22 protein-coding genes and 2 pseudogenes are annotated in these 22552 nt (G+C 71.5%); 11 read left to right on the top strand and 13 right to left on the bottom strand.

Features of this window, described 5'->3' with window-relative positions:
- Nucleotides 1–209 (bottom strand): annotated as a pseudogene (locus tag RBH18_RS34155) (sodium:solute symporter); the annotation flags it as partial.
- Nucleotides 202–429: a DUF3311 domain-containing protein gene (locus RBH18_RS34150; protein ID WP_306214615.1), complete on the bottom strand. Its 228-nt coding sequence runs from the start codon at nucleotides 427–429 to the stop codon at nucleotides 202–204. The pseudogene RBH18_RS34155 and the gene RBH18_RS34150, both read right to left, overlap by 8 nt.
- 253 nt (nucleotides 430–682) lie before the next feature.
- On the opposite strand from RBH18_RS34150, the gene RBH18_RS34145 reads away from it, so the two are divergent.
- The 3 genes from RBH18_RS34145 to RBH18_RS34135 all read left to right on the top strand — a co-directional run bounded on the left by RBH18_RS34145 (nucleotide 683) and on the right by RBH18_RS34135 (nucleotide 4506).
- Complete coding sequence (locus RBH18_RS34145) at nucleotides 683–1417, top strand: GNAT family N-acetyltransferase (RefSeq protein WP_306214614.1); 735 nt, start codon at nucleotides 683–685, stop codon at nucleotides 1415–1417.
- A 73-nt stretch (nucleotides 1418–1490) separates the two neighbouring features.
- Nucleotides 1491–2894 (top strand): sugar porter family MFS transporter, encoded by a 1404-nt coding sequence (locus RBH18_RS34140; RefSeq protein WP_306214613.1) that lies wholly within the window; start codon nucleotides 1491–1493, stop codon nucleotides 2892–2894.
- Between the two features lie 76 nt (nucleotides 2895–2970).
- Nucleotides 2971–4506, top strand: coding sequence for a P-loop ATPase, Sll1717 family (locus RBH18_RS34135; protein WP_306214611.1), 1536 nt, complete (start codon nucleotides 2971–2973; stop codon nucleotides 4504–4506).
- On the opposite strand, the gene RBH18_RS34130 is transcribed toward RBH18_RS34135, so the two are convergent.
- The gene (locus RBH18_RS34130; RefSeq protein WP_306214610.1) at nucleotides 4490–4822 is read right to left on the bottom strand and encodes a hypothetical protein; all 333 of its coding nucleotides are present in this window, start codon (nucleotides 4820–4822) and stop codon (nucleotides 4490–4492) included. The genes RBH18_RS34135 and RBH18_RS34130 overlap by 17 nt on opposite strands.
- A 195-nt stretch (nucleotides 4823–5017) precedes the next feature.
- Between RBH18_RS34130 and RBH18_RS34125 the strand changes: the two genes are divergently transcribed.
- Nucleotides 5018–5209, top strand: a complete 192-nt coding sequence (locus tag RBH18_RS34125) for a hypothetical protein (RefSeq protein WP_306214609.1) — start codon at nucleotides 5018–5020, stop codon at nucleotides 5207–5209.
- Between the two features lie 183 nt (nucleotides 5210–5392).
- Here RBH18_RS34125 and RBH18_RS34120 read toward each other — a convergent pair whose 3' ends face one another.
- The 5 genes from RBH18_RS34120 to RBH18_RS34100 form a co-directional block, all read right to left on the bottom strand.
- Nucleotides 5393–6217, bottom strand: coding sequence for a hypothetical protein (locus RBH18_RS34120; RefSeq protein WP_306214608.1), 825 nt, complete (start codon nucleotides 6215–6217; stop codon nucleotides 5393–5395).
- Nucleotides 6218–6312: 95 nt separating this feature from the next.
- The gene (locus RBH18_RS34115) at nucleotides 6313–6717 is read right to left on the bottom strand and encodes a hypothetical protein (RefSeq protein WP_306214607.1); all 405 of its coding nucleotides are present in this window, start codon (nucleotides 6715–6717) and stop codon (nucleotides 6313–6315) included.
- On the bottom strand, nucleotides 6710–7423 hold the full coding sequence (locus RBH18_RS34110; protein ID WP_306214606.1) for a hypothetical protein: 714 nt from the start codon (nucleotides 7421–7423) through the stop codon (nucleotides 6710–6712). The genes RBH18_RS34115 and RBH18_RS34110 overlap by 8 nt, the downstream gene beginning before the upstream one ends.
- A gap of 44 nt (nucleotides 7424–7467) precedes the next feature.
- The gene (locus RBH18_RS34105) at nucleotides 7468–8379 is read right to left on the bottom strand and encodes a serine/threonine dehydratase (protein ID WP_306214605.1); all 912 of its coding nucleotides are present in this window, start codon (nucleotides 8377–8379) and stop codon (nucleotides 7468–7470) included.
- A 9-nt stretch (nucleotides 8380–8388) separates the two neighbouring features.
- On the bottom strand, nucleotides 8389–9459 hold the full coding sequence (locus tag RBH18_RS34100) for a type I glyceraldehyde-3-phosphate dehydrogenase (protein ID WP_306214604.1): 1071 nt from the start codon (nucleotides 9457–9459) through the stop codon (nucleotides 8389–8391).
- A 533-nt stretch (nucleotides 9460–9992) separates the two neighbouring features.
- Between RBH18_RS34100 and RBH18_RS34095 the strand changes: the two genes are divergently transcribed.
- The 5 genes from RBH18_RS34095 to RBH18_RS34075 all read left to right on the top strand — a co-directional run bounded on the left by RBH18_RS34095 (nucleotide 9993) and on the right by RBH18_RS34075 (nucleotide 16099).
- Nucleotides 9993–11129, top strand: a complete 1137-nt coding sequence (locus tag RBH18_RS34095; protein WP_306214603.1) for an ABC transporter permease — start codon at nucleotides 9993–9995, stop codon at nucleotides 11127–11129.
- Nucleotides 11130–11228: 99 nt separating this feature from the next.
- Complete coding sequence (locus RBH18_RS34090) at nucleotides 11229–11843, top strand: GTP cyclohydrolase II (RefSeq protein WP_306214602.1); 615 nt, start codon at nucleotides 11229–11231, stop codon at nucleotides 11841–11843.
- An 81-nt stretch (nucleotides 11844–11924) separates the two neighbouring features.
- Entirely contained in the window at nucleotides 11925–12551 is a 627-nt protein-coding gene (locus RBH18_RS34085; RefSeq protein WP_306214601.1) for a M15 family metallopeptidase, read from the top strand.
- Between the two features lie 100 nt (nucleotides 12552–12651).
- Nucleotides 12652–13734, top strand: a complete 1083-nt coding sequence (locus RBH18_RS34080) for an NADH:flavin oxidoreductase/NADH oxidase (protein WP_306214600.1) — start codon at nucleotides 12652–12654, stop codon at nucleotides 13732–13734.
- A gap of 61 nt (nucleotides 13735–13795) precedes the next feature.
- On the top strand, nucleotides 13796–16099 hold the full coding sequence (locus RBH18_RS34075; RefSeq protein ID WP_306214599.1) for a putative bifunctional diguanylate cyclase/phosphodiesterase: 2304 nt from the start codon (nucleotides 13796–13798) through the stop codon (nucleotides 16097–16099).
- A gap of 24 nt (nucleotides 16100–16123) precedes the next feature.
- Here RBH18_RS34075 and RBH18_RS34070 read toward each other — a convergent pair whose 3' ends face one another.
- The 4 genes from RBH18_RS34070 to RBH18_RS34055 all read right to left on the bottom strand — a co-directional run bounded on the left by RBH18_RS34070 (nucleotide 16124) and on the right by RBH18_RS34055 (nucleotide 19708).
- The gene (locus RBH18_RS34070) at nucleotides 16124–16750 is read right to left on the bottom strand and encodes a response regulator (protein ID WP_306214598.1); all 627 of its coding nucleotides are present in this window, start codon (nucleotides 16748–16750) and stop codon (nucleotides 16124–16126) included.
- Nucleotides 16747–17907: a sensor histidine kinase gene (locus RBH18_RS34065; RefSeq protein ID WP_306214597.1), complete on the bottom strand. Its 1161-nt coding sequence runs from the start codon at nucleotides 17905–17907 to the stop codon at nucleotides 16747–16749. Before RBH18_RS34065 ends, RBH18_RS34070 begins: the two co-directional genes overlap by 4 nt.
- Before the next feature lie 10 nt (nucleotides 17908–17917).
- Nucleotides 17918–18817, bottom strand: coding sequence for a hypothetical protein (locus RBH18_RS34060; protein ID WP_306214596.1), 900 nt, complete (start codon nucleotides 18815–18817; stop codon nucleotides 17918–17920).
- A 90-nt stretch (nucleotides 18818–18907) separates the two neighbouring features.
- Nucleotides 18908–19708 carry a methyltransferase domain-containing protein gene (locus tag RBH18_RS34055; RefSeq protein WP_306214595.1) on the bottom strand — a complete coding sequence of 267 codons (801 nt, stop codon included), beginning with the start codon at nucleotides 19706–19708 and terminating at the stop codon, nucleotides 18908–18910.
- A gap of 110 nt (nucleotides 19709–19818) precedes the next feature.
- On the opposite strand from RBH18_RS34055, the gene RBH18_RS34050 reads away from it, so the two are divergent.
- Together RBH18_RS34050 and RBH18_RS34045 are read left to right on the top strand one after the other, a co-directional pair.
- Entirely contained in the window at nucleotides 19819–20844 is a 1026-nt protein-coding gene (locus tag RBH18_RS34050) for an aspartate-semialdehyde dehydrogenase (protein WP_306214594.1), read from the top strand.
- 253 nt (nucleotides 20845–21097) lie between these two features.
- Nucleotides 21098–21304 (top strand): hypothetical protein, encoded by a 207-nt coding sequence (locus RBH18_RS34045; protein ID WP_306214593.1) that lies wholly within the window; start codon nucleotides 21098–21100, stop codon nucleotides 21302–21304.
- 462 nt (nucleotides 21305–21766) lie between these two features.
- On the opposite strand, the pseudogene RBH18_RS44205 reads toward RBH18_RS34045, so the two are convergent.
- Nucleotides 21767–22015 (bottom strand): annotated as a pseudogene (locus RBH18_RS44205) (hypothetical protein); the annotation flags it as partial.
- Nucleotides 22016–22552 lie beyond the last annotated feature (537 nt).

The following is a 22552-nucleotide window of genomic DNA, read 5'->3' as shown; positions in this document are numbered from 1 at the left end:
GGCACGGCGACGAACGTGTACGCGGTGTAAAGGTCGCCGCCGACCAGGAACCACGTGATCCAGCCGCCGAAGCTCCGCCCACCCAGCCCCCACTCGTCGAGATGGGCCATGTCCTTGGGCGCCCGCCACCGGGCCGCCACGAAGCCCATCGCGCTGACCAGCAGGAACAGCAGCGAGAAGACGATGATCTCGGTGATGTGGTCACTCATCGGTCGCTCCCGGGGCCGGCTTGCGGGTCATCCGGTACACGATCGAGGTCGTCGTGACCCCGAGCAGGATGAAAAGGAACTGCAGCCAATAGAAGGCCGGAAAGCCCCAGAGCCGCGGCGAGTCGAAATTGAACAGCGGCGTGAGCACGGGGACCACGATCGGCACGATGAGCAGCCAGTTCCAAGGGCTACGATCGCTGCGTGGTGCGGGTTGAACCATATCGGTGATACCTCCTGTGAGGAGTAATCACGGGCCGTCGGCCGCAGGTTACCGAGAGGTTTCACACGTGCGTCGCTGCAGAAGATCCAGCTGCGCCGAACGGCCGGGGCCGTGCGCCGAGCGGCGCCCCGCCCACCAGCGCTGACCCGAGGTGAGCACGGCCGGGGCCGGGAGGCGGGGTGACGGCCGCAAACCTCGTCCTGCCGGCTTCGCGGCGTTGCCCGGTCGACCCGGTGGCATACCATCGCCGGCGATGACGGAGTTTCGCACCTTCACCGAACGGGACCGTGCCGAACTGCTTGTCTTGTTCAGACGCGCCGGCCGGGGCTCGCCGACGGAATCACTGTGGGGCCACGAGGAGTCAGAGGCGGCTGTCTATCTGGTCCCGTACATGGATCTCGAACCGGAGTCCCTGTTCCTCGCCTTTGCCGACGGCGAGATGGTCGGCTATCTGGCCGGATGCCTCGACAGCACCACGTTCCCGGCCGAGAGCGAGCGGATGCGTCGCGCCATGACCGGCCACCGGCTGTTCCTGCGGCGGCGCCCCTTGGCGTTCTTCCTTCGCGCGGCCCGGGACGGGATGCCGGTGATGATCCGCCGTCAGCCCACCGCCGGTGAGTTCGTGGATCCACGCTGGCCGGCCCACCTGCACATCAACGTCGCCCCGCGGGCCCGGGGCACGGGTGCCGCGGCGGAGCTGATGAACCGTTGGCTGCAACGGGTCGCCGAGTCGGGCGCGTCGGGATGCCACCTGCAGACCCTGGTGGAGAACACCCGCGCGGTGCGCTTCTTCGCAAGCATGGGCTTCGTCAAGTACGGGCCGGTGCCTCAGGTGCCCGGCATCCGCTACCGGGGCCGGCGCGTGCACCAGCAGACCATGGTCTGGCCCGCACCCGGGAGCGAGAAGACCGTACGGGGTCCGGGGCCATGGCGTAGGCACCCGGGTCGAGCCGCGCCGGGCCAGCCGGGAGGAAACGGGCAACGCTGATCGTGAGTAGGTCCCCCCGCCTTCGGGAAGTTATGAGTGTCGCTGAGTCACGGTGTTCTCCGGGGGGAAATTGATGAGTCGGACCGATCAGGCAGTTTCCACCCCGAGGAGCGGCGACCGCCTGACCGGGTCGGTGGTCGTGGTGGCGCTCGTCTCCGCCATCTCCGGGCTGCTCTACGGCTATGACACCGGGATCATCTCCGGGGCGCTGCTGCAGATCGGCGAGGATTTCGACATCGGGCACGGGTGGGAGCAGGTGATCGCGGCGTCCATTCTGGTGGGCGCGGTCATCGGGGCGCTGACCTGCAGCCGGCTGGCCGAGCGGCGGGGACGGCACGGGACCCTGCTGCTCATCGGCATCGTCTTCGTCGTCGGATCGCTGGCCGCGTCGTTGTCGCCGGATCCGGTCACGCTGTCGCTCAGCCGGCTGGTGCTGGGCTTCGCGGTCGGCGGGGCCACGCAGACGGCGCCGGTCTATGTGGCGGAGCTGGCGCCGACCGCGTACCGGGGAAGGCTGGTGCTTTTCTTCCAGATCGCGATCGGGGTCGGCATCGTCATCGCGACCATTGTCGGGGCGGCCGAGATCATCGACTGGCGGGTGGCGATCGGCATGGCGGCCGTGCCCGCGGCAATCATGTTCGCGTTGATGCTGCGGCTGCCGGAGAGCCCGCGGTGGCTGGCCCGGGAGGGCCATTTCGATCGCGCCGAGGAGGCGCTCGGGCGGGTGCGGCCCCGGGACAGCGATCTGTCCGGCGAGCTGCGGGGCATTCGCGAGAACGTGGCGGCCGAGAAGCACGCCAGCACCCGGGGCTGGGCCGGCTTGCGGGCCGCGTGGGTGCGGCCGGCGCTCGTTGTCGGGTGTGGACTGGCGATTTTCACGCAGCTGTCCGGCATCGAGATGATCGTCTATTACACGCCGACGATCCTCACCGACAACGGCTTCTCCGACTCGACGGCGTTGCGCGTTTCCGTGGCGCTCGGGCTCACGTACCTGATCGCGCAGCTGATCGGGCTGGCGATCATCGACCGGGTCGGGCGGCGGCGCCTGACGCTGCTGACGTTGCCGTTCTCGGCGCTGGCGCTGATCGTGCTCGGGACGTTCTTCGTCACCGGCAACGACGGCAAGTCGATGATTCCGTGGATCGTCGCGACCCTGGTGGCATTCATGGCCTTCACCGCCGGTGGCATTCAGCTGATGGGCTGGCTGACCGGCTCGGAGATCTATCCGCTGGCCACCCGGGCGGCCGGCGCCGCGGCGCAGTCGGCGTCCCTGTGGGGCACCAATGTGCTGATCACGCTCACGCTGCTCAGCACGATGAAGGCGATCGGCACGGGACAGACCTTCTGGATGTACGCCGCCTTCAACATCATCGCGTTCGTCTTCCTGTGGCGGAAGATGCCGGAACTGACCGGCCGCAGCCTCGAAGAGATCGAGCAGCACCTGGCGGACGGCAAATTCCGGCCCGCGGACTTCTAGGCAGGTATCAGCCCGCTTGATCGGGACGTCGGCAGGGGTGGAACCCTTCCCCCTCGACCAACGGGCGGTGCGGCCGATGAACCCTGACCTTTCGCTGGACCTGGCGGCTCTCGATCTCGGGGCGCCCGCCGCCGAACGGGACATACAGCGGGGGCTCGAGCACTATTTCGTGGAGTCGGAGGCCTTCAAGCGGGTCTCCGACCGGACCAAGACCATCATTCTGGGCAACCGCGGCTCCGGGAAGAGCGCCATCTTCAAGATGCTGGCCGCCCGCGAGCGACGGATCCGGCACGTGCACGTGGTGGAGCTGGCTCCGGAGGACTATTCGTACGAGCTGCTGCGCGAGACGATGCTCCGCGAGGCCGAGGGATCGTGGGCCAAGCTCGGCGCCTACGCGGTGGCGTGGAAATACCTGATCTACGTGATGGTGATGAAATCCGTCGCGCAGGACATGCCGAAGTCGATGAGCAAGGGCCCGGCCGGGAAGGTGCTCCGGTACGTGCGGGACAACCACGCGCACGGGCAGCACAGCAAATTGTCGGCGCTCGTCTCGTACCTGAAGCGGCTCGAGGGCATCAAGATCGGGCCGTACGAGGCCGGGCTGCGCGCCAAGGAGCTGGAGCGGCTCTACCGCCTCGAGGAGATCCACCACCTGCTGCCGGCATTGCAGGAGATCCTGGTCAAGGAGAAGGTCATCGTCCTGGTCGACGAGCTCGACCGGGGCTGGGACGCGTCGGAGGACGCCAAGGCCTTCGTCGCCGGGCTGTTCCAGGCGTGCATGTCGATCAATGAGTTGTCGCCGCGGCTCACCGTGTACATGTCGCTGCGGCAGGAGCTCTACGACAACATCCCGTCGCTCTACGAGGACGCGCAGAAATACCGCGACATGATCGAGGTCCTCAACTGGAACGAGAGCGGCCTGCAGCAGCTCATCGCGCGCCGGGTGCGGCACTCGCTCGAGGATCGCAAGGTCTCCGAGGCCTATGTCCGGTCGCTCACCGACGACGGATTGTGGGGCCTGCTCTTCCAGGAGACGCTCGACTATCGGAAGAGCAAATCGTTCGGCTACATGATCGACCGTACGCTCTACCGCCCGCGCGAGCTCATCCAGCTCTGCCAGCAGGCAATCGATTCCGCCCGCGGCTCGGACACCCCGGCGCCGCTCGGTTATGCCGTGCTGAGCGAGGCGGAGCGGAGGTATTCCGAGGAGCGCGCCAAGGACATCGCCGCGGAGTACCGGTTCGAATATCCGAACCTGCTGGAGGTGTTCGAGGTCTTCCGCGGCCACAGCTACCACTTCGACCGCGAGGAGCTGGAGCTGCTGTGCCTGGAGCTGGTCCTCGACGAGAAGATCAAGAACCCGGAGACGCTCAAATGGCTGGAGCATCTGGACCCGTCGGCGATCATCGACGTCCTGTGGCGGGTCGGATTCCTGCGGGCGCGGGCGGTCGGCGGCATCAAGGCCCAGCGGCGCAGCGGCAGCTCCTATCTCGGGCCGCACCAGGTCAGCAATCTGAGCATCGCGACCATCACGCAGTTCCAGGTGCACCCGATGTTCCGCTCCTACCTCGGCATGAAGGAGCCCAAGGGCACGTCTACACGAGCACGCTGAGGCACTCCACGGACGTCGCGGTGAAGTAGTAGACGGCGTGGGCGCCGTGGCGGGACAGGTGCCGGCCCACGTCCTCGCGGCGGTCGGGGGTGGTGGGGACCACGAGCAGGGTGTGCCCGCGGTGCAGGCCCTGGTCGTACAGGTGCAGGATCGCCGTGTCCGGGCCCCAGGCGCTGAGGCTGGTCGGGGCGGGGCCATCCGGGCGTACGGACGAAGCGGCGTGACCGGCGTCACGCAGCGACGCCGCCGCCGCCTCGGCGCGGGATCGGTCGGGGATGAGGCACGCGACGGCGTCGACCGGGCGTACGAGGGGCATCGGAACCGCCTCCCAGCGGGTGCGAGTTGCCCGCAGACTAGAGCCGGCGCGGCGCTGTCGGGAACATGTCGGGCGGATTCGCGACACTTCATGCCGTCCGGCCGTGCCCGACAAGGGGGCCCATGACGCGTACATTCGCCTTCGCGCTGCTGTATCTCGTCGCCGTGCCCGCTCGACGGCACTCACCTCAGCCTGGTGTGGCCCGCCGCCGGCGTGCTCGCCGTCCGGTTCACCGGCCTGTGGCGCGACATGCTGATCACCCGGCTCGCCGAGCTGTGGCGTGTCGTCGCGGTGGCCGCCCTCAGCACGCTGGCCGGCGCGGCGATCGGCCCGACCGGCGCGCGCCTGCTCGCCGGCTCCTGGCACTGGGACAGCGCCGCCGTGTGAGGGCCCGCGACCCGCCGGGATTCTGCGCCCCGGCCGACGTGGCCGGCCGCCCCGAGGGCATGCCGCTGGCCGGCATCGAACGTGCGGCCGACCGCATGCACAACCTGATCACGGGTTCCCGGCATACCTCGGTGTCGCGTTCCGCGACGGAGGCCGCCGAGGTGGCGTTCTGCCGGGGGCGACCTAGCGCTGGGGCGGGATCTTCGACAGCATCTTCCGGACGAAGTCTTCGTAGCCGCTGCCGTCGATCTGGGTCTTGGCTCTGTTGATCTCAGCCACGTTCTTGTCGTAGTCGCGTTGGAAGGTTGGCTCCGACAGGACCAATGAGCTGGCCAGACTGCCGATCGCCCGGATCATCGTGGAGCGCGCGAACAGGGCCGAGTAGTTCAGGTGGCCGGGCGCCGCCCCCTTGAAGCTGGTCTCCTTGCTGTTGAGGAGCCATGCCCATTGAGCGTGCGCGATCTTGTTCCGGTCCTCCACCACCGGGGCCAGATCCTCCAGCAGGAGCGTGTTGATCAGAGCGTGCTGCGCCTTGTAGGTATCCGCGATGCCCGAGGCGTGCATCTCCAGATGGATCGGAACCGCATATTGCCTGCGGAAGGCGAAGTCCACCACCGAGACCCACTGGTCGACCTGGGACCGCGCCTGCCGGATGAGTTGACGCTCCCGGTCGTTGAAGCCCATGGGATCCGCGACGATCTTGCGGAGTCGAGCCTCCGCCATCATGCCGATCGTGAGGTACTGCAGGCGCGACAGGGTCGGAATGGCGGCATCCCGCTTCTCGCGGATCGCCCGTTTGTGCAACAGCTCCACCTGTCGCAGGCCGCTCTCGACTTCCCGCAGGTTCTCACTGTGCTTCGAGAATTCGGGCGACGAGGCGTACCGATGAGCCACGGCTTGCGTTTCCTCCGAATCCTGGACGCCAGGAGGCGCATACGAGCGATGTGCATCCTGGCGTCCGGGATTCGAACCCGGGCTCTCCTCCACATGGTGGAGGCGCGTCTCCAAGCGCCCACGCCCGCTCAGATGTTAGCAAAGTTCGCAGCTGGAGCCGGCTTGCCTGATCAGCTTCCGGCGGAGTTGCCGAGGCGGGGCGGGCGGCCTCAGGCGGAGTAGTAGTGGGCGTAGCTCTCCGACCAGGCGGCCACCGTGAATCGGTCGAAGTCGCCGGCGGCTTCGCACTCGCGCAGGTATCGGAGGGCTGCCGCGGCGTCGGGCGAGTCCTGCTCCGCGAGGTGATGGCGGGTGGCGTCGAGGCCGGCGCCGCAGAGGAGGTGGACGTCGATGCCGCAGTGGGCGTCGAAGCTGCTCTCCTTGGCGCGCCAGATCGCCAGGATGTCGCCCGGCTGCCCGGCGTTGAAAAGCTGGACGCAGCACAGTTTCATCAGGTCGGTGTCCTGGCCGTCGACTCCGCGTCCGGTCTCCGCGGCCAGCATCGATCGGATGTCCGTCAGGTCGGCGCCGGTGGGGTGGAGGCCGTACCTCCGCAGGCTTTCGTCCTCAGTCATGGAGCATCCGGTCCATCTCGGCGATGAGCTTGTCGGGCGGGTGGGGGTCGAGCCGCAGCCAGAGGGCGCGGCCCAGCTGCCAGGCCGCTCCCACGTCGTCGTGGGTGCGGTCGAGGCCCGCGAGCAGCCACGCGGGCAGCTCGGCCTCGGCGCGGCGGGACGGGGTGGGGCGGTGGCCGGTGGTGCCGGCCGCGCGGCGGGCCATCCCGAGCAGGTGGCGCTGGGCGTGGGCCAGGGCGTCGCGGCGGCGGAGGGTCTCGCCGCGCCGGCCGACGTGCCAGGCGAGGAGGAGCCAGTTGGCGAAGCGGCCGCACACGTCGGCGGTCGTGTCGGCGGTGCCGGCGGGGGCGGGGATGCTGCCCTTGAGGACGTCGACCGCGGTGCCTGCGGGCCAGGTGGCGACCTGGCCGGTCTCCGTCGCCGGGGCGAAGTGGAACTCGCCCCGGATCAGCCCGGGGAAGAAGGCGACGTGCGCGCCGAACTCGTTGCGGATCACGTGCAGGGGCGGCTCGACGGCGGCGATCCACTGCGCCGGGTCGGGGACCGGGCCGAAGAGCCAGAACTCGATGTCGCTGTGCTCGTCCGCCGAACCGTCCACGAAGGACCCGTACATCAGGGCGGCCGTCACCGCCGGGTCGCGGTCGCAGCGCTCGCGGACCCGGCCGATGAGCTCGCGGTGCCGCGCGAGCGGAGAGGCGTCAGACATGCGCCACCGTCCCGGGCGGAGCCGGGACGACGGCGAGCGGGAGATCAGGCAAGGTCGGACGGGTCCGTGTTGCCGCCGCAGAGCAGCACGACGACCCGCTCGCCCGGCTCCGGCCGGTAGGCGCCCGCCATCAGCGCCGCCTGCGCCGCGGCCGTGCCGTGCTCGACGGCGAGCCGGAACTCGTCCCAGAGCCGGCGGCGCGCCTCGACGATGGCCTGATCGCTGACCAGGACCGACGGCAGATCAAGGTCGACAGCCGTCTCGTACGCGATCCGGCCCACCCGGCGCGCGCCGAGCGAGTCGGCGGCGACTCCGGCGACGGGGACGTCGACCGGCTCGCCGGCGGCGAGCGCGGCATGCAGGGCGCAGGCGCTCTCCGGCTCCACGGCGACCACCTTCGCCCTGCCCCGCAGGGCAGCCGCCACCCCCGCGATCAGGCCGCCGCCGCCCACCGCGACCAGGACGGTGTCGAACTCGGCCTGCTCGCCCAGCTCGAGGCCCAGCGTGCCGTTGCCGGCGACCATGTCGGGGTCGTCGTAGGCGTGGCAGAAGACCGCGCCGCTCTGCCCGGCGCGGACCACGGCGGCCGCGTAGGCCTCCGCGTATTCACTGCCGGTGCGGGTGACCTGGGCGCCGAGCTTGGCCAGCTTGGCGACCTTGACCTGCGGGGCGGTCTCGGGGACGTAGATCTCCGCCGCGACGCCCAGCTCGCGCGCGGCGTACGCGGCGGCCAGCCCCGCGTTGCCCCCGGACGCCGCGATGATGCCGGCCTCGGGCAGGCCCCGCTCGGCGGCCGAGAGGATCTTGTTGACCATGCCGCGGGTCTTGAACGAGCCGGCGTGCTGCACGTGCTCCAGCTTGTAGAGCACGTCGCCCGTGTCGAGCACCGGCGTCGTGCGCACCCGGCCCGCGAGCCGCCGTGCCGCGGCCTCGATCATCTCCGTGCTCGTTGTCACCCGTCAGTTCTACACCGCGGCGGTGGCGATCTCCGGCGCCCGGCCCGCGCCCGCCGGCACGGGCTCACGTTCCCCCAGGAGCCGGGCCAGGTCGAGGAGCCGGTTGGAGAAGCCCCACTCGTTGTCGAACCAGCCGCGCACCTGCACGCCCCCGTCGGCGGAGGTGCGGGTGCCGGACGGGTCGAAGAGGCAGGAGGCCGGGTTGTTGAGCACGTCGACCGAGACCGTCGGGTCGGGGTCGTAGTCGATGATGCCGCGCATCGGGCCCGCCGCGGCCTCGGCGATCGCCCGGTTGACCTCCTCGGCGCTGACCGGCTGGCCGGTGAAGCCGCTGAGCTCGGCGAGCGAGCCGACCGGGGTGGGCACGCAGTAGTAGCTGTAGCGGATCGGGCCGAGCCCGGGCAGCACGACGCTCACCAGGTCGCCGGCCACATGGTCATGGGGGAGGATGCTGCTCTGCGCCGCGCGGCCGAGCCGCGGGTCGTCGCGGGAGGTGCCGGTGAGGCTGTCGTGGATCTTCTGCCAGCCCTGCGCCGCCAGCACCACGGTCGTGTGCACGCTGTGCAGGCCGAAGCGGTCGAGCAGCACCTTGGCCAGCACCGACAGCGCGTTGACGCCGCAGGAGGCGGGGGAGACGACGTCGTGGCGTGCGGGGTCGTAGGTGTCGTGGTTCGCGCCCCACACGAGGACCGCGTCGGGCCGGTCGGCGGAGGCGCTGATCACCACCTTGCGCGCGCCGCCGTGGGTGATGTGGGTGCGGGCGAGGTCGCCGTCGCGGAACTTGCCGGTGGCCTCGATGACCACGTCGACCCCGGCGTCCGCCCAGGGGATCCGGCCCGGCTGAGCCTCGTGCCAGGTCCACACCGGCTGGTCGCCGACGATGAGGCGGCCGGGCGCCGAGGAGACCGTGCCGGCGAACCTGCCGCGGAGGCTGTCGCGTTTCAGGCCGTACGCCAAACGGTCCACCGGAGCGATGTCGTTAATGGCGGCGACGGTGATTGAAGAAGGGTGGTCCGCGGCGATACGCAGGACCGACCGCCCGATCCGCCCGAATCCGTTGATGCCGATCCTGACACTCACCAAGAACTCCTCGCGGTCGGCCGATCAAGAATGCACGCCAAGTGCACCGCGACCGGGCAGGAATGGCGTCGGGGCCAGCACCCGCGGTCACGTATCTGACACTATGAGTGTGCAACTTGCACGTCAACCGCTCGGCGGTGAGGGTGGCCCATCGTCACGAACGCCACTGCGGGTAGCCGGAATAATCCGGCCGCGTCCTTACTGGACACTCAAGTGACCAGGGGCAACGGGGACTTCGTGCGAGGCTGTCCGAGGTGTGGCCCCGGCGGGCCAACGGAAAAGACGGCCCTCGCGGTGTCACGCCCGCCGCCGACCGTTGTCGCAGGTAAAACATCGTGTTGCGTATTCCGGCCAGCCCCGCGCTATCCGTACGCGGGCCCGGTTGTGACGATTCACTCACTCATCCGCGGCGGCCGCCCTGCGCCCGGTGAGATCTCCCCGCCGGACGGCCCGGGGCGGGAATCGCGGAGCGGGCTGTCCCCTTTTAGAGAAACGGCGCGGCCGGGGTGGCGAAAAATGGTTCCCTGGATCTCATGGCAGAGTCCAGTCCGATCACCTCGGTCCGCCAGTTCCGCCGCTTCGCCCTCGTGGTGTGCCTGGCGGGTGCGGTGGTCCAGCTGGTCCTGACCGCGTACTACCTGGGCATGGGTCACAAGGCCGCCCCGCACGACGTCCCGGTCGGGCTGATCTCGCCCGTGGTCAAGCAGGAGGCGATCATCGGCCTGCTGGAGCGCGACGGCGCCTTCCGGGTCGAGATCTACGACACCGTGCCGGCACTGCAGACCGCCATGAAGCGCCGCGAGATCTACGGCGGGGTCGACGTCACCGGGGTGCAGCCGCAGCTCTATGTCGCCGGTGCCGCCGGGGCGGCCGCCGCGAACCTGTTGCGGACCACCTACACCGGCGTGATCGCCCAGCAGAACGAGGAGCAGCTGGCCGCGCTGGCCCGCGAGAGCGACACCGTGTCGATCGCGCAGGCGAAGACGCTCGCCACCCCGCCCGCGGTCAGCGACGTGGTGCCGCTCCCCTCCGACGACGTCAACGGCGTCTCGCTCGGCTTCCTCACCCAGGCGCTGGCCCTCGGCGGCACGATCGCCTCCCTGGGTCTCGGCCGGCTCATCCCGCGCACCCGCCGCTCCTGGAAGCGCGGCCTCGGGCACCTGCTGACCCTCATCGTGTACGCCCTCAGCAGCGCCGCCGTCGTCCTCTGGTCGATGAGCTGGTTCGGGGTGGGCACCGGGGCCGGCCAGTGGGAGATGTTCGCGATCTTCGGCCTCGTCTCGCTCGCGATCACCGCGTCGACGGCGGGCGCGGTCGCCCTCCTCGGACCCGGGGGCGCGCTGGTCGGCGCCCTGTACTTCACGGTCGGGACGGTCATCTCCGGCGCCAGCATCCTGCCCGAGTTCCTGCCCGCGTTCGGCCGGGTGCTCGGCGAGAACCTGCCGACCGGCGCGGGTGTGCAGGCGGTTCGCGACAACCTGTACTTCCCGGCGGCGCCGATCGGCCGGCACCTGCTCGTGCTCGGCCTCTACGCGGGCATCGGCTGCCTGTTGGTGCTGGTCACGAACCTGTTGCCGAACCGCAGCGACCGCGTCTCGGAGCTCGATCTGGAGGTCCGCGACCGCATCGAGGGCAACGAGGTCCGGGAACCCGCCACCATTCCGTCCTGAAATTCTTGATCCGTTGTGACGTCTGCTGCGTGGACTCCTTAACAAGTGCGGGGTACGGTCGATCCCGTACTTGAAGCGTCAAGTGCTTAAGGAGTCGTCATGCCGCTGGGTATCCGTAGCCGCGTCACCGTCCCGCTGCAGTTCGCGGACGGGTGGGGCACCACCGCGCAGGTCGTCACGTTCCACGGCCTCGCCGACGGCAAGGAGCACCTCGCGCTGGCCCTGGGCGATGTGGCGAACGCCGCGGTGCCGCTGGTGCGACCACACTCGGAGTGCCTGACCGGCGACGTGTTCGGCTCGCAGCGCTGCGACTGCGGCCCGCAGCTGCGCGAGGCCGTCGAGCGCATCGCCGGCGCCGGGGGCTACCTGCTCTACCTGCGCCAGGAGGGGCGGGGCATCGGGCTCTACAGCAAGCTCGACGCGTACGCCCTGCAGGACCTGGGCATGGACACGTACGAGGCCAACCGGGCACTGGGGCACGCCGACGACGAACGGGACTACACCGCCGCCGCCCAGATGCTCACCACCCTCGGCGCGACGACCGTCGACCTGCTCACCAACAACCCGGACAAGGCCGCCCAGCTGCGCGCCCTCGGCGTCGACGTGCGCAACGTGGTGCCGACCGGGGTGCACGCCTCCGCGGCGAACGTCCGCTACCTGCAGGCCAAGGTCTCGCACACCGCCCACACGATCGACCTGCCGCTCGCGGTGTGAAAACCCGGTAGCGGCTCAGTTGTCCTCCGGTTGCGCCGAAGAGGCAGGGGTCAGGCCCGCCGAGCAGCCGGAGGACCCGCCGTGGGGATCGACAGGATCAACAACCGGATCGCGGACATCCAGAGCCGGATGATCGCGCTGCAGACCCAGCAGGCGACGAAGACCGCCTCCGCCCCGACGACGATGGGTCCCACCGGCGCCACGACGGCCTCGGGCGCGGCCTTCGCGTCGGTGCTGCAGAACGCCGTCGGTGCGCAGGCCACTCCCGCTGCGGGGGCCGCGGCCAAGACGTACACGCTGAACAGCAAGGGGATCCCGACCGAGCTGGCGGCGTACGGGAACGGGAAGATCCCGGCCGGGGCGCTGGAGAAGGTCGGCAACACCGGCCACAAGCTGTGGGCGCCGGCGGCCGAGAACCTCAACCGGATGATCCAGGACGCCAAGGCACAGGGCGTCAGCATCGGCATCACCGACAGCTACCGCCCGTACGAGGAGCAGGTCGACCTGGCCCGGCGCAAGGGCCTCTACTCGCAGGGCGGGCTCGCGGCCAAGCCCGGCACCAGCGAGCACGGCTGGGGCATGGCCACGGACCTCGACCTGAACGGCAAGGCGCTGAAGTGGATGCGGGCCAATGCCGACAAGTACGGCTTCGTGGAGAACGTGCCGCGCGAGTCGTGGCACTGGGCGTACAAGCCGGAGTCGGCGTGAGGTGACGATCGTCTCTGGCCGGTGCCCGCAAAGCCCGAGTCGGCGTGACGGTGACGATCGTCTCTGGCCGGCGCCGGGCCGGGCGGCCTAGCGTCGGATCATGACCGCGCTCTTCGACCCGTTCACCATCCGTGACGTCACCCTTCCCAGCCGGGTGTGGATGGCGCCCATGTGCCAATACAGCGCTCCGGTCACCGGGGAGCCGGTCGACTGGCACGTGCAGCACTACGGGGCGCGGGCGACCGGCGGCCCGGGGCTCATCCTGGTCGAGGCCACCGGGGTGTCGCCCGAGGGCCGCATCTCCCACGCCGACCTGGGCATCTGGAGCGACGCGCAGGTCGCCGGGCACCGGCGGCTCACCGCGCTGATGGTCGAGCAGGGCGTCGTGCCCGGCATCCAGCTCGCGCACGCGGGCCGCAAGGGCGGCACCGCCCAGGAGTTCGCCGGCGGCCGGGTGCTGACTCCCGAGGAGGGCGGCTGGCAGGTCGTGGCGCCGAGCGCGGTGGCGTTCGACGGCACGCGGCCGGTCCCGCACGCGCTGACGACCGGCGAGATCGCCGGGGTGGTCGCCGACTTCGCGGCGGCGGCCCGGCGCGCGCTCGACGCCGGCTACCAGGTCATCGAGGTCCACGCGGCGCACGGCTACCTGCTGCACGAGTTCCTGTCGCCGGTGTCGAACGTCCGCGACGACGAGTGGGGCGGCTCGTTCGAGCACAGGACGCGGCTGGTGCGGGAGGTCGTGGCCGCCGTCCGGGCGGAGATCGGGCCGGGGCTGCCGCTGTTCGTCCGGGTGTCGGCCACTGACTGGATCGAGCCGGCCGGCTGGACCGCCGACGACACCGTCCGGCTGGCGCCGCTGCTCCGCGACGCGGGCGCCGACCTGATCCACGTCTCCACCGGCGGCAACGTGCCGGACGCCACGATCCCGATCGGCCCGGGCTACCAGGTGTCGTTCGCCACGCGCATCCGCACCGAGACCGGCGTGCCGACCGCCGCCGTGGGCGTCATCACCGACCCGCGGCAGGCCGAGCGGATCGTCGCGGAGGGCCAGGCCGACGCCGTGGCCCTGGGCCGGCAGCTGCTGGTGGACCCGTTCTGGCCGCGGCGCGCCGCCCACGAGCTCGGCGTGAAGCACCCGCTCCCGCCGCAGTACGCGCGCGGCGAGCGAGCCCTCCTCGCCTGAGGTTCCGCCGGCGCAGTGAGCCCGGTCTCATGGAAGCCGGGCGGCTGCCGACTGGAAGGATGTGATCTTCGCCTGGACGGCGCGGCGGCTGACGGCTGTCGCGGCTGTGCTGCTCGTGGCCGCGGTGGCCGTCGCGCAGGCGGCGGCGTTGACGGTGCCGCAGTGGCGGCTCGTGCTGACCGTCGTGTGCCTGATGGTGCTGGACGTGCTGGGGGCGCTGTTCGGTCTGCGGGCGGCGCGCAGCGGGCGCAACCGGGTCGGCTGGGTGCTGGTGTCGATGGCGCGGCTGGCGTCGGTCGAGGCCAACACCGCGCTGGGGCTCGGCGCGCAGGAGGGCCTCCGGGGCCTCTATCTGGCCGGCGCGGTTTCCGCCCTGGTGATGTACGTGCTGCTGGGAGTCGGCGCGTTCGCCTTCCCGGCGCAGCGGCTGCGCCGGGGGCAGCGGGCCGCGCTGGTCAGCGAGGCCGTCGCGGTGCTGGGCTGCGGGCTCATCTTCATCTGGAAGTTCGTCCTCGAGCCGCACCTGGCCACCGGCACGAACTGGGCGCTGCGGTGGCCGGTGGTCATCGGCTTCCCGATCGGCGACCTGGTGCTGCTGATCGGGATCTCGGCGGTCGTGTTGCGCGGTGGGCTGAACGCCGGCGACCGGCCGACCGGCCTGCTGATGGCGGGGATGGGGCTGTACCTGCTGTCGGACGCGGCGTTCAACGCGGCCGGCACCGACGGCATGCACGCGGTCGGTCCGGTGCCGGCCACGGTGTCGGTGGTGGCGGCCTCGCTGTGCATGACGCTGGCGGCGATGTGGGCCGCCGCGACCAGCCATGCCGGGCGGCCGGTGCAGCGTCCGCTGACGGCGGCCTGGTTCTCCTACATCCCCTATGCCGCGGTCGTGCTGGGTCTCGGGCTCATGGTGGTCGTGATGGTGCACGACCGGAACTTCGTGGTCTGGGCCGGCTACATCATCGGCCTGGTCCTGATGACCGGCGCGGTCACCGTCCGGCAGGTCATCTCGTTGCGGGAGAGCAGCGAGCAGCAGATCGTCGACGCGCTGACCGGTCTGTCCAGCCGCGAGGGCCTGGAACGCCGGGGCGCCCGGGCGCTGCGCCGCGGCGAGACCGTGGCGGGCCTGTTCATCGACCTCGACGGGTTCAAGGCGGTCAACGACGCGTACGGGCACGCCGCCGGCGACCTGGTGCTCATGGAGGTCGCGCGCACCCTGCGCAGCAACGTCCGCGGTACCGACGTTGTCGCCCGCGTCGGCGGCGACGAGTTCTTCGTCGTGCAGCGGGACGTCACCGGCCCCGCCGACGCGATCGCTCTGGCCCGCCGCGTCCTGTCCATCGCCGCGGCCCGGCCGGTGACCATCGGCGACCACACCGTCGTGGTCCGGATGAGCATCGGCATCGCCGTGGCCGCGCCCGGAGACACCCTCGACGACCTGCGGCGGCACGCCGACATCGCGATCTATCAGGCGAAACGTACGGCCTCGCACAGCTTCGCGGTCTACGAGCCGGGCATGCTCGACCGGCGTCGCGACGACGAGCTGCTGGGCCGCGATCTCGACGATGCCGTGAGCGGCGAGCAGCTGGAGGTCCACTACCAGCCGATGATCGACCTGGCCACCGGGCGCCCCACCGGCGCCGAGGCCCTCGTGCGGTGGCGCCACCCGGTCCGCGGCATGGTCTCCCCGCTCGACTTCATCGCCGTCGCCGAGCGGACCGGAATCATCACCGAGATCGGCCTGCACGTCCTGGAACAGGCCTGCCGGCAGGTCCTGGCCTGGCACCGGAGCACCGGCCGGGACGACCTGTACGTCAGCGTCAACGTGTCACCACGCCAGCTGCAGGAGCGCGGGCTGGCCGCGGACATCCTCGCCGTGCTCGACCGGGAGCGGCTCGACCCCCGGCGCCTGGTCCTCGAGGTCACCGAGTCCGCGATCGTCGACGACCGGACTGCCATCCCCACCCTGCGGGCCCTCCGTGCGCACGGGATCCGCATCGCCATCGACGACTTCGGCACCGGCTACTCGTCGCTGCAGTACCTCACCCGGCTGCCCGTCGACATCCTCAAGGTCGACCGCAGCTTCGTCGCGGAGATCACCGGCGAGGGACACGGCAGTGCCGTCACCGAGGCCGTCATCCGGCTCGCCCAGGCCCTGGAGCTGAGCACCGTCGCCGAAGGAATCGAGACGACCACGCAGGCCGACCGGCTCCGGCAGCTCGGCTGCCGGACCGGCCAGGGGTACCTCTACGCCAAGCCCATGCCGTCCGAGGACGCGCTCGCCTATTTCACCCGTGCCGACGGGGTTGCCGGGGCCTTGGATCACGCAGGTGGCCCGGTGGGTCTGCACGGGCGGGAGGCATGAGCAGCGGTCCGCACGCACCGCTCGTCAGGCGCCGTGGGCGAAGAGCGCCAGGCGGACGCGGTTGGGGCTGCCGGTCTTGGCCATCAGGCTCGTGACGTGTGTCTTCACGGTGGTGACGCCGACGTGCAGCCGCTCGGCGATCTCGGCGTTCCCGAGCCCCTCGCCGACCAGCGCCAGCACCTCGCGCTCCCGCTCGGTCAGGCCCTCCGCCGGGACGGCCTTCGGCGCGCGGGCGTGCACGGCCCGGTGCACGAGCCGGCGCAGCACCTCGGGGCTGAACGGGCTCTCGCCGGCCGCCGCTCGCCGGATGCCGTCCAGCAGTTCCTGCGGCGAGGCGTCCTTGAGCAGGAAGCCGCACGCCCCGGCCGTCAGCGCGGGATAGAGGTGGTCGTCGTCGCCGAAGGTCGTCAGCACCAGCACCCGGACGGCCGGCCGCGCCGCGAGGATGCGGCCGGTGGCCGTGATGCCGTCCAGCCCCGGCATGCGCAGGTCCATCAGGATCAGGTCGGGGACCAGCCGCTCGGCCAGGGCGACCGCCTCCCGGCCGTCGCCCGCCTCGCCGACCACCTCGAGGTCGGGCTGGGCGTCGCACAGCATGCGCAGGCCGGCGCGGATCAGCTGCTGGTCGTCCGCCAGCAGGACCCGGATCACGCCGCCACCCGGGGCAGCACGGTCGCGACCCGCCAGCCGGCGCCCCGCGGCCCCGCCTCCAGCTCGCCGCCGAGCATCGACACCCGCTCCCGCATGCCGGTCAGGCCGTGGCCGCCCCCGCGGACGACCGGACCGGCGCCCGTGGGGGAGCCGCCGTCGTCGGCGACCTCCCAGCCGACGGTGCCGTCGGCGACCCGGACGGTGAGGCGGACCTTCGCCGCCAGGCCCGCGTGCTTGGCCACGTTGGTCAGTGCCTCCTGGGTGAGCCGGAGCAGAGCGAGCGAGCGTACGGCGTCGAGCTGGGCGATCTCCGGCGCGATGTCGGCGTCCACGACGAGCCCGGCCCGGCGGGCCGTCTCCACCGCGCCGTCGAGCGCGGCGGACAGGGCGGCCGGCTCGATCACGGTGAGAGCGGCGTCGTCGCCCGGGCCGCCGGTGCCGCGCAGCAGTTCGACCAGCCGCCGCAGGTCCGTCAGCGCCGTGGTGCCGGTGGCGTGCACGTCGTCGAACACCTCCTGCACCTGCGGGGTGAGCCCGGGCAGCACGTGCCGGGCCACGCCGATGCGCAGCACCATCGAGGCGACATGGTGCGCCACCACGTCGTGCAGCTCGCGGGCGACGGCGCCGCGTTCGGCGATGCGGGCCTCCCTCGCCTCGGCCTCGCGGCGGCGCTGCTCCGCGGCGGCCCGCTCGGTGGCCTGCCGCCCCAGCTCGGCGTTGGCCCGCACGAGCGCCCCGACCAGCAGCGGCAGGCCGACGAGCGGCACCAGCGTGTAGAGCCGGCCCTGCAGCGGGTGGTCCGGGCTGCGCAGCTGCCCGGCCAGGTAGACGACGGCGAGCGCCCCGGCGCCCCACCACCGCACCGGCCGGGCCGATCGGGCGGCCGCCTCGAGCAGCGCCCAGGCCGCCCCGACCGCGTTGATCGTCGAGTCGTCGAGCAGGGTCACAGCCGCCGCGAAGAGCCCGGCCTGGACGGCCAGGTTCGCCGCCGGCCGCCGGTGCAGCAGCAGCGCGGCGGCGAAGGCGGGTACGGCCAGGGCCCACTGCGCCGGGGTGTCCCGCGCGATGACCGTCAGGTAGCCGACGCCGCTGAGGTCGAGCAACACCATGCGCACGAGCGCTCCGCGCGTCGCGAACATCCGGCTCAGCCAGTCCACGAGCCACACCCTAGTTCTTCGCGACGGCGGACCCGGCCGCTGCCGCCGCGCCGAGGACGATCGCCGCCAGGACGGACAGCGTCAGCGCGTCGGGTGCCACGATCGGCTGCCCGCGGAGGGCCTGCCACGTGAGCAGGATCGTCACGGCACCGTACGCGGCGCCGGCGATGCGGAGCAGGCGCACCTTCGTGGTGTCGGTGAGGCTGGGGGCGTACCGGATCAGGAGAAGCGCGAGCAGCGGCAGGGCCTGGAGTGCGTGCAGCCCGAGGAAGTGACCGGCGCGCAGGTCGCCGCCGGCCGTGCTCCACCCGACCAGCGGCAGGCCCGGGCCGCCGTCGGGCGTGCCGACGCTGTGTGCGCCGCTGATGCCGTCGATGCCGGGCGCGGCCGTGGGCAGCACCATGGGGATCGCCGCTGCCATGCCGAGCAGGGACAACCCCAGCCCCAGCCGTACGCCCGCCGCCGCGGCCCGGTCGGCGATGCGCGCCCGCAGCACCACGACGGCGATCACCAGCTGCGCGACGAACAGCGACATGATCGAGACAGCCATCGCCTCGAAGATGACGTTGTTCAGCGTGGTGGTCGCGTTGAAGTGGCTGGTCTGGCCGCGCAGCACCTGGCCGACGATCGCCACCATCTCCAGCGCGCCGGCTGCCACGATGACGACGACGGCCCGCTCGACGCGGCGGCTGCGCTCCGGCAGCAGGGTGAGCAGCCAGGCCAGGGTGCCCGCGTAGACCGCCAGCGAGACGGAGAACTTGAACGGCTTGAGCCAGGCCGGCGCGCCCGTGATGATCCGGTCGTCGGCGACGAGCCCGGCCAGGCAGACGACGGCGAGTGCGGCCATGGCGGCGGTGAAGCCGAGCAGCGTCGGGGATGTTCTCGTACGCGGGGCGGCGGTCGTGGTCATGCCCTCAGCGTCGTGGCGCCGCGGCGGCTTCTCGCCCGTCCCGGGGCCGCTCTTGCGGCTCCAGGGAGGAGGGTGTCTCCTCCCTGGGTCTCAGACTCTGACGATCAGCTCGCCGTGCAGCAGGGAGAACCAGCCGTCGGGCTCTTCGGACCAGCGGCGCCAGCCCGCGGAGAGGCGGTCGAGGGCGGCCTGGTCGGCGGCGCTGGAGGCGAGGGTCTGGCGGGCCATGTCCGACTGGACGATCCGGTCGGCCCACAGGCCGCCCCACCACGCGCGGTCCTCCTCGGTCGCGAAGCACCAGGTGCTCGACGTGGCGGTGACATCCGTCAGGCCGGCCGCGTGGGCCCAGGCGAGCAGCCGGCGGCCGGCATCCGGTTCGCCGCCGTTCGCGCGGGCGACCCGGTGGTAGAGGTCGACCCATTCGTCGAGCTCCGGCACCTCCGGGTACCAGGTGAAGGCGGCGTAGTCGCTGTCGCGGACGGCGACGATCCCGCCGGGCTTGGTGACGCGGGCCATCTCGCGGAGCGCCTGTACGGGGTCGGCGACATGTTGCAGCACCTGGTGGGCGTGCGTGACGTCGAAGGAGTCGTCCGGGAAGTCGAGGGCGTGCACGTCGCCGACCGCGAAGCCGACCGTGGTGAGGCCCCGGCGCGCGATCTCGGCGCGCGCGAGGTCCAGGGCGTCCGCGGTGTGCTCCAGGGCCGTGACGCGCCCGGGTGTGATTCGCGTCGCCAGGTCGGCGGTGATCGTGCCGGGCCCGCAGCCGACGTCGAGCAGCGTCGCGCCGGAGGTCAGGTGGGGCAGCAGGTAGCCGGCCGAATTTTCTGCGGTCCGCCAGCGATGTGAGCGCAGGACCGACTCGTGATGCCCGTGGGTGTAGACAGCAGCCATGCCCCGACGCTAGAACGGCGTCTCGAATATCGGGAGACTTTTCTTACTTGGTGAGACGGCGTCCGGAAAGAGATTTCCGTCTTCGCAGGCGGGGCCGTAACTTTGTGCGCATGAGGATCGGCATTGTCGGCGCGACGGGACAGGTCGGTGGCGTCATGCGCCGCATCCTGGCCGAGCGCGAGTTCCCCGTTGACCAGCTCCGGCTCTTCGCGTCCGCCCGCTCGGCGGGCCGCGGCATCCCCTGGCGGGACGGCGAGGTGACGGTCGAGGACGCCGCCACCGCCGACTTCCGCGGGCTGGACATCGCGCTGTTCTCCGCGGGCAAGGGCAGTTCCAAGGAGCTCGCCCCCAAGGTCGCCGAGGCCGGCGCGGTCGTCATCGACAACTCGTCCGCCTGGCGCATGGACCCGGAGGTCCCGCTCGTCGTGGCCGAGGTCAATCCGGACGCCGCCGCGCAGCGCCCCAAGGGCATCATCGCCAACCCCAACTGCACGACCATGGCGGCCATGCCCGTCCTGCGCCCGCTGCACGACGAGGCCGGTCTCGTGGCCATGGTCGCCACCACCTACCAGGCCGTGTCCGGCGCGGGCCTGGCCGGCGTCGCCGAGCTCGACGAGCAGGTCAAGAAGGTCGCCGACCGGGCAGCCGAGCTCACCCACGACGGCGGCGCGGTCGACTTCCCGGCGCCGCGCAGCTTCGCCCGGCCGATCGCGTTCAACGTCCTGCCGCTCGCCGGCTCGATCGTCGACGACGGCCTCGGCGAGACCGACGAGGAGCAGAAGCTGCGCAACGAGAGCCGGAAGATCCTCGGCATCCCGGACCTCAAGGTCTCCGGCACCTGCGTCCGCGTGCCGGTCTTCACCGGCCACTCGCTGCAGGTGAACGCCCGCTTCGCCCGCCCGCTGACGCCCGCCCGCGCGGCCGAGCTGCTGGCCGGGGCGCCCGGCGTCGAGCTGTCCGACGTGCCGACCCCGCTGCAGGCGGCCGGGCAGGACCCGACGTTCGTGGGCCGCATCCGCGTGGACGAGACCGTCGAGAACGGCATCGCCCTCTTCCTCTCCAACGACAACCTCCGCAAGGGCGCCGCCCTCAACGCGGTGCAGGTTGCCGAGCTGGTGGCGGCCGGACTGCGCTGACCCGTTCCGCTTCAGGCGCCCCGCTCACCGTCCGGTGGGCGGGGCGCTTCGTCGTATTGTCGGATTTGCACTGGTCGGTGGATTCTTTCGGGGTGCAGGGCGTGTCCTCGGCGGCGGGCGGGCGTTGTCCCCGGCGTGTCTTCCCCGGCACCGTCGTTCCTTCGGGGGGTCTTTATGTCGATCCACTATGGAAAACTGGGGCTTTTTGCGTGAATCGGTAGCGCATGGTCGGTTTGAGGTGCACAGTGATGGCATGAACGACAGTGGGCCTGGTGGGGGCGGCTACTTCTGGTGCCTCCGCCACAAGCGGGTCGAGTCCGGGAGCGACGTGTGCGCCGCTCAGTACAGGCTCGGTCCGTACCCCTCCGCCGACGACGCCAAGCGGGCACTCGAAACCGTCGAGAAGCGCAACAAGGCGTGGGATGCCGAGGACGCCCGCTGGACCGGGGAAGAGAGCTAGGCCGGCCGCGGACCAACGTCCACGCCGGAATCGTCGGTCTCCAGGCGGAGACGAGCCCGCAGTCATTCGCAAGGAGGAAGCTTCCCCATGGCCGCTACCAAGAAGGCAGCCCCGGCGCGGGCCGCCGCCAAACGCACGGCCGCAGCCGGCGCCCCGGCCCCCAAGCCCGCGGCGCGCGCGACCGTCAAGGCGGTGCCCACCCAGCCCACGGCCGCCAAGCGAGCCACCCCGAAGCCGGCGCCCGCCGCCGCGAAGCCGGCCACCGCTGCGAAGAAGGTTGCTGCCGCCAAGCCGGCGGCTGTTGCGAAGAAGGTCGCTGCCGCGAAGCCGGCTGCCGCCAAGAAGGCTGGTGCTGCGAAGCCCGCGGCCACCAGGACTGTGGCTGCCAAGAGCGCCGCCAAGCCCGTCGCCGGGAAGGCGAGCACTGTCAAGGGAAACTCGGCCAAGGCGAGCACGGTGAAGCCGGGCACCGCGAAGGTCGGCACCGCGAAGACGGCCACGACGAAGGCGACCAGTCCCAAGGCGAGCACCGGTGCGGGCGCTGCCAAGGCCGGCGCTGCCAAGGCGGGTGCGGGCAAGGCCGCGGCGGGCAAGGCCGCAGCGGGCAAGGAGAAGGTCGGGACGGCGCGGAAGACCACGGCGGCGGCTCGGGCTACGGGGCGGAAGGCGGTGACCGCGAAGACGGTGGCGGCCACGTCCACGCTGGCGCATCCGATGGTCACGGCGACGGCCGACGACATGTCCGCGGGGACCTCGGCGCAGGCGCCCGCGAGCCGGACGGCCACCAAGCGGGCCCCGGCGAACAAGACGGCCGCGAAGAAGGCTCCCGCGAAGAAGGCTCCCGCGACCAAGGCGACCGCGGCGAAGGCGACGGCCACCAAGGCGACCGCGGCGAAGGCGGCCGCGACGAAGAGCACGGCGAAGAGTGCTGCGGCCAAGGCGACGCCGGCGAAGAAGACCACCGCGAAGAGCACGTCCGCCGCGAGCAAGGCGACCGCTACCAAGGCGGCGAGCAAGGCTACGGCGGCGGCGAAGAGTGCGGCTTCGGCGGCGAAGAGTGCGGCCACCGCCGTCAAGAGCGCCGCCACCAAGGCCACGAAGATCACGGCGGCGAAGGGCGCGGCGACGAAGCCCGCAGCCGCCAAGAGCACGGCGGCCAAGTCCACGGCGACGAAGGCCATGCCCGCGAAGAGTGTGGCCACCAAGGCCGCGCCCGCCAAGAGGACGGCCACCAAGGCCATGCCTGCC

The sequence above is a fragment of the Actinoplanes oryzae genome (assembly GCF_030757795.1).
In the GTDB taxonomy this organism is placed as follows: domain Bacteria; phylum Actinomycetota; class Actinomycetes; order Mycobacteriales; family Micromonosporaceae; genus Actinoplanes.
This window is presented reverse-complemented; position numbering and strand designations above follow the sequence as displayed.